General features: G+C 40.8%; 3 protein-coding genes and 2 pseudogenes. 3 read left to right on the top strand and 2 right to left on the bottom strand.

The window, feature by feature from the left end; translation table 11 throughout:
- The 3 genes and pseudogenes from H6G18_RS25415 to H6G18_RS24280 form a co-directional block, all read left to right on the top strand.
- Positions 1-93: pseudogene (locus H6G18_RS25415) on the top strand (IS982 family transposase); the annotation flags it as partial.
- Between the two features lie 288 nt (positions 94-381).
- Complete coding sequence (locus H6G18_RS24285) at positions 382-1,497, top strand: alkene reductase (protein WP_190409651.1); 1,116 nt, start codon at positions 382-384, stop codon at positions 1,495-1,497.
- A 160-nt stretch (positions 1,498-1,657) separates the two neighbouring features.
- Positions 1,658-2,371 carry a rubrerythrin family protein gene (locus H6G18_RS24280; protein ID WP_190409650.1) on the top strand — a complete coding sequence of 238 codons (714 nt, stop codon included), beginning with the start codon at positions 1,658-1,660 and terminating at the stop codon, positions 2,369-2,371.
- A gap of 226 nt (positions 2,372-2,597) precedes the next feature.
- Here H6G18_RS24280 and H6G18_RS24275 read toward each other — a convergent pair whose 3' ends face one another.
- Entirely contained in the window at positions 2,598-5,240 is a 2,643-nt protein-coding gene (locus H6G18_RS24275) for an EAL domain-containing protein (RefSeq protein WP_190409649.1), read from the bottom strand.
- 498 nt (positions 5,241-5,738) lie between these two features.
- Positions 5,739-6,146 (bottom strand): annotated as a pseudogene (locus H6G18_RS24270) (BamA/TamA family outer membrane protein); the annotation flags it as partial.
- Positions 6,147-6,250 lie beyond the last annotated feature (104 nt).

Below are 6,250 nucleotides of genomic sequence, written 5' to 3'. Positions count from 1 at the left end.
ATTGCTGCCAAAATCGCCTCTCACACACTACGCAAATTGCTTCGCCGCCTTTTTGGTATTGATGTTCTCACCTTCCAGTCTCATTCTCTTTAATTCACATTAGACGTAAATTCAAAATTAATATAAGAAAGCCAGTTAGTAGGGTGCGTCAGTATGAATAATTTATTGCTACAGCTAAGTTTTCTCGCACTGACGCACCCAACCTAGTTGGATATTTTTTTATACATTATTTTGGGGTATTGACACTCTCACAGTTAATCCTGCGAATGTAACGGAAGATTTTTGCCTCGTCCCCACTTAACTAAAGCAAAGAATAAATAATAAGTAGCGAGATTCCGGCTAAAATTCTGACTGATACCTCATAAAACTGCAATTTCAGCCATGAACTCCCAAATTAATCTTTTTTCCCCTGTTCAGCTTGGAGCTTATACCCTTGCCAACAGAATTGTTATGGCTCCCATGACTCGTTTACGCGCAATTGACAACATCCCTAACTCGCTGATGGCGACATACTACGCCCAACGTGCTAGTGCAGGGCTAATTGTCACTGAATGTACAGCCGTTTCACCTCTCAGTTTGGGATATATGAACTGTCCGGGGATTTATACCTCAGAACAAATAGCTGGATGGCGACTGGTGACAGATGCGGTACATCAACAAGGGGGAAGGATTTTTCTCCAACTTTGGCATTCAGGAAGAGTCGCTCATCCGGCTTTGCTTGGTGGAGAATTGCCCGTTGCACCGAGTGCAGTGGCTGGCGTTGGTTCACTGCACACTCCAGTCGGTAAGGTATCTCTAGAAACACCCCGTGCTTTGGAAACCGCAGAAATTGCTGAAATTGTAGAACAATTCCGCCAAGGTGCAGAAAATGCTCTCACGGCGGGTTTTGATGGGGTGGAACTGCACGGTGCATTTGGTTATTTAATTGACCAATTCTTACAAGATGGCTCCAACCAACGTAACGATGAGTATGGTGGTTCCATAGAAAAGCGTAGTAGATTTCTTTTAGAAGTTGTGGAAGCTGTCGCTAGTGTTTGGGGTGGCGATGGGCTATACCCCACCGGAGGCGATCGCCTGGGTATTAAGCTTTCACCCAGTAACACTTTTTACGGAATGTCCGACTCCAACCCAAAAGAGACATTTAGCTATGTGATCAATGCACTGAACCACTTTAGGCTAGCTTATGTTCATATCATGGAACCAAATGAAGTTGATTTGGCAACCCGTGAAGTAATTAATCCTGTAACACCTTACTTTCGTCAAATATTCAAAGGTACATTAATTACTAATGGCGGTTACGATCGCCAAAAAGGAGATAGTATTCTGGCAGAGAATAATGCAGATTTAGTATCTTTTGGCAAGCTATTTATTTCTAATCCTGACTTACCAAAACGCTTGCAAATTAATGCCCAATTAAACACACCAGATATCAAGACATTCTATAGTTCAGACGTAACAGGATATACTGATTACGCATTTTTATCAGAGAAATACTGAAAACCCTTTGGGTATTGTCCTGTCATCGCTGATGAAACGGGTAAATAAATATGGGCTGAAAATTTGTGTAAAACTTTTTTCGATATACAAAAACAGCTGATTTACTCGATTCACTGTCTGTATTTGCTCTGTAAAAATTACTTAACTGCATCCAAAAATTATGGATCTATCAAACTTTACTACTCTGCAAAACTTAGAAGCTGCTTTTGGTGGCGAATCGATGGCAAATCGCAAGTATCTGTTTTTTGCCGAAGTCGCGCGTAAACTGGGATTTACCGATTTAGCTAAACTATTCCGCGAAACCGCAGAACAAGAAACAGAACACGCTTTTGCCCATTTTGAGTTGCTACACCCAGAATTGGCTGTAGAAAATCCATCTGATTTAACTGACGAACAAAAGCGGGAAATCGTCTCTCGTTGCTTATCTTTGGCAATTGAAGGCGAAACCTACGAATACACAACAATGTATCCAGATTTTGCCGCAGCTGCTCAAAGCGATCGCGATCATCCTGCGGCAGAAGAATTTCTCAAACAAGCTCAAGAATCTGGCGAACACGCTAGCACTTTCCGCGAAGCTGCACACCGCTTTGGCTTATTAAAATTTATCGAAAATTACCACGCCGATCGCTACACGGAAGCTTTAGAAGTATTAAATGGCGGACAACCTGTCACTAGAGTAGTTGGTGAAGATCCCAGCACACGCAAATGGATTTGCCGACAATGCAGCATGATTTACGATCCTGTCGCTGGCGATCCTGATTCTGGGATTGCACCTGGTACACCATTTGAAGATATTCCTGATGATTGGCAGTGTCCCATTTGTGGTGCTACCAAGAAGACGTTTAAACTACTTGAGGAAAAAATCTCCGCTTAAGGACTTTCAATAAACACGGGCGTAGTAGTTCACCAACCTAAAATTGCTAGGCTAAGGCAAGCAGGGGGAGCAGGGGAAGTAGAGGGAGCAGGGGGAGAAAGAGATTTTTTTGCTGCTATTGACCTTGCAAAGTTAACTTGGCAGACTAGTAGGGGTGGAAAAGCATTTCTCTTGATATTGTTGTATCCTTCCTACCCCCAGATCCCCTACTGTTTTGACTATTTTTTTAATTAGAAGTCTCTTCTCTTTCACCATGCAGGATTGCCGTTGCTTTCTCAGCCGAAAGAGGCTTGTGGAACAAGAAACCTTGGACATCCTCGCAGTTAATAGATTTTAAAAAATCGAGTTCTTCTTGTTTTTCTACCCCTTCAGCAGTCAGCCTCAAACCTAAACTCCTGCCCAAAGTCACGATCGCCTTGACAATATGCGCTACCTTGGTGTCTGTGGTCAGTGCTTTGATGAAAGACCCATCAATTTTTAGGTTGTGGAGTGGTAAAAGTTGTAAACGTGATAGGGAAGAATGACCAGTCCCAAAGTCATCAATGGCAATATCAATACCCATTTGCTGTAGATCTTCTAACACACTCTTAGTAAACTTGATATCCTCAATAGCTGTTGATTCTGTAATTTCTAACTCTAAAAATTCTGGTGCTAACCCTGTCTCGGTTAAAATTGTGGAGACAATTTCTAGTAAATTTGGTTGGCGGAATTGTTTGGGAGAGAGATTGACAGCCATTTTCAAGGGAGTTAATCCTGCTTCTTGCCAAGCTCGGTTTTGTACACAGGCTGTCCGCAATACCCATTCGCCAATAGAAATAATTAGTCCCGTTTCCTCAGCAATTGGGATAAAAACACTGGGTGCTACTAATCCCATCTCTGGGTGCTGCCAGCGTAATAGTGCTTCCATACCAGTAATTTGTCCGGTGAGGATGTTAACGCGGGGCTGATAGTACAATGTTAATTCTTGCTTTTCTAGGGCAGAACGCAGGCTTTTCTCTAACGTTAGCCGTTCAGGAGTTTTGCCACTTAAGCTAGTAGTATAAAACTGATAGTTATTTCTCCCCTCATCTTTGGCATGATACAAAGCTGCATCTGCGTGTTTGATTAGGGCTTCGGCATCGGGACTATGCTCATCTAGTAAGGCAATACCCAAGCTAGCACTCACATAAAGTTCATGCCCATTTATATGAAAAACAGTCTCTACAGCCTTTAAAATTCTGCAAGCTGCCTGGGATACTTCTTCGAGATAATTTATGTGGGGTAGGAGAATTGTAAATTCATCACCTCCCCAACGAGAAACAGTGTCTCCACTCCTCAGACAGTCTCGTAACCTTTGTGCCACAAGTTGTAATAAGCGATCGCCCAAGGTGTGTCCTAGAGTATCATTAATGATTTTGAAGCGATCAAGATCGAGAAACATCACGGCTAAACTCTCTTCACTACGCGACGCGTTGGCTAAAGCTTTAGCCAGTAATTCATTAAATAGTAAGCGGTTGGGTAATTCCGTCAGTAAATCATGCAGGGCTTGGTAGCGAATTTTTTCTTCTACTTGTTGACGCTGCCAAGCACCAGTAATACTAGCTGCCATTGTCAACAGTGTAGATTCTTCATGTCTTGACCAGTAACGCTCTTGAGTGCAGTCTGCTAAACCAAGGTACCCCCAAAATTCATCTTCTAACCGCAAAGGTACCAACAATAGAGATTGAACACCGTCCCTTTTGAGAAGTTCACGTTCGGCATCTGGCAATTGTCTGGTCAGTTCATTAATTGGTTTGCCACTAGATAAAATACTATACCAACGTGATAACTCAACAGACTGATAAAGGAGATTTTGCCAATGCTGGCGAGCTGGTGGGAAGTGGGAGCAATACCATTCAAATTGTAAGCTTACAGCCATTTCCCCGGTCACGCTATGAGGATGGTTTTTAAATAAATAAGCCCGATCTGCCTTGGCTGCTTCACTTACCACAGCTAGAGCTTTTTCAATGGCAGTATCATAGTTTAGTTCTATTACCAAGCAATTGGCAGCTTCGGCTACTGCTTGTAACAAGCGATCGCGCTGGTGTAGTTCGGCTTCGGCTTGCTTTTGCTCAGTAATATCTCTGATGATATAGGTTCTAATTAAATCACTTTCAGGCAAGTGATGGACTGATTGTTCAAAAACTGCGTGACCAACTGTTACTTCTCGAACAAAAGGATTGATTTTGGGCTTTTCAGCAATATTGAGAATTTCTCTTAAGATAGGATGTTGTCTACCAAGTTGCCTCAAATCGGGAAATTTAATAGCTGCGGCTGGATTGAGATATGTAACTTTTCCTTCTAAATCTGTCTCAATAATGGGATTGGGAATCAGTTCTGGAAACGATGCTAAACGAGCTAAAGCCGTCTCACTAGCGCCTTCAAACTCAGGATCGACAACTACAGTTTGAAAAGAATTAACAGGATGAGATAGCTCAGATAAAAATTCCGATAAGTCTTCAACATCAGCAGACGCAAAAAAAGCTTTTTCGGAAATATTAGAAATAGCATAATATTTAGCCTGCGCTTGATGACTACCAAAGTTGATCACATCTCCGTGCTGGAGATTATGAGAGAAACTTCTAGTCCCGTTTACAATTAAGCCATTAGTGCTTCCCTGTCCTTTGAAGTTGCCATCGATAATCCGAAAGCTATATTGGTCAGTCCCAGGAATAGTTACCCGCAATAAAATCGCGTGTTGTCTCGATACTGACAGAGAATGAATAACAATAGCATTGCTGCTATGCCGTCCAATAGAATAAGTAGCCTCTTGCAATGGTATGTTTCGCTGTCCTTGCAAGTCTTGGACAACTAATATGTGGCGTATTTTTTCCCACTCATTGCCTGGCATTATTATTTCTTAAATCCTTATATTCTTAGATATTTATTGTAAATATAACAAGTATATTTAACTATTTATAACAGCCATTTTTTCTAAGTTACGTTCATATATTTTTTATTTTTCTTCATAAACTATATTAGAGGTTGTTTGAAAAGTCGAAAAGTATACTAATAACCTCTCTCTGTTCCAGGGAGAGGCTTGGAAATCCCCCTTCCCTACAAGGTAATGGAGGTTATGTTTTTAAGATTTTTATGTTAGCAATAATAATTTTCAAACATTCGCTTAATCTTAATTATATAAAATCATACATAATATATATGCGTTTTTTGTCTACAGGTACTTGTAACTAATAACCATAGACTTTTACTCTTCTATATTTCCTGGGTATTAATACGCAAATTATATAACATTAACTTAATTTATTATAAACAAAAAATCAGCTAAAACTCAAAAGACTCTACCCATGAAAGGGTAGAGTTTTAGTAATTCATTAGACTCTTGAAAGTTTTAAAAAGGATTATAAATGAGAGAAAAATATAGACCATTCTCCTGCCAGGTTTTAGCTTGTGAATTAACAGATACTAAAGGAATACCCCAGTCAAGACGAGCGGTAAAGCGATCGCCACCTGACCAGCGCAAACCAAGACCAACGGCAGCTAAGGTATTAGGATCTGGAGTTTCTCGATAATTATTCCAGGCTACTCCAAAATCAACAAAAGGGGTGACTTGTAATAAGCCATTCGATTGAGATAATCGCAGAATTGGTATTTGCAACTCAGCTGAGGCAAAAGCACTATTATCTGTTAAAAGAAAATCTTGCCGATAGCCGCGAACGCTATCTAAACCACCCAAACCAGATTGTTCCAAAGATAAAAGCCTGTTCGATGCTATCTGTGTATTCGCTTTAACTATCAATACCTTTGCCAAATTACGAGGGTTCAACGCCCGTAGAAACGGGATGAATACGTCCTAAAGAAGTAAGCTTGGCAAAAATCTGGTTTAATAAAATAGGCTCAGGA

The organism is Anabaena subtropica FACHB-260, assembly GCF_014697105.1.
GTDB classification, from domain to species: Bacteria; Cyanobacteriota; Cyanobacteriia; order Cyanobacteriales; family Nostocaceae; genus Trichormus; species Trichormus subtropicus.
The sequence above is the reverse complement of the archived record's forward strand: the minus strand, read 5'-3'. Positions and strand labels throughout refer to the sequence as shown.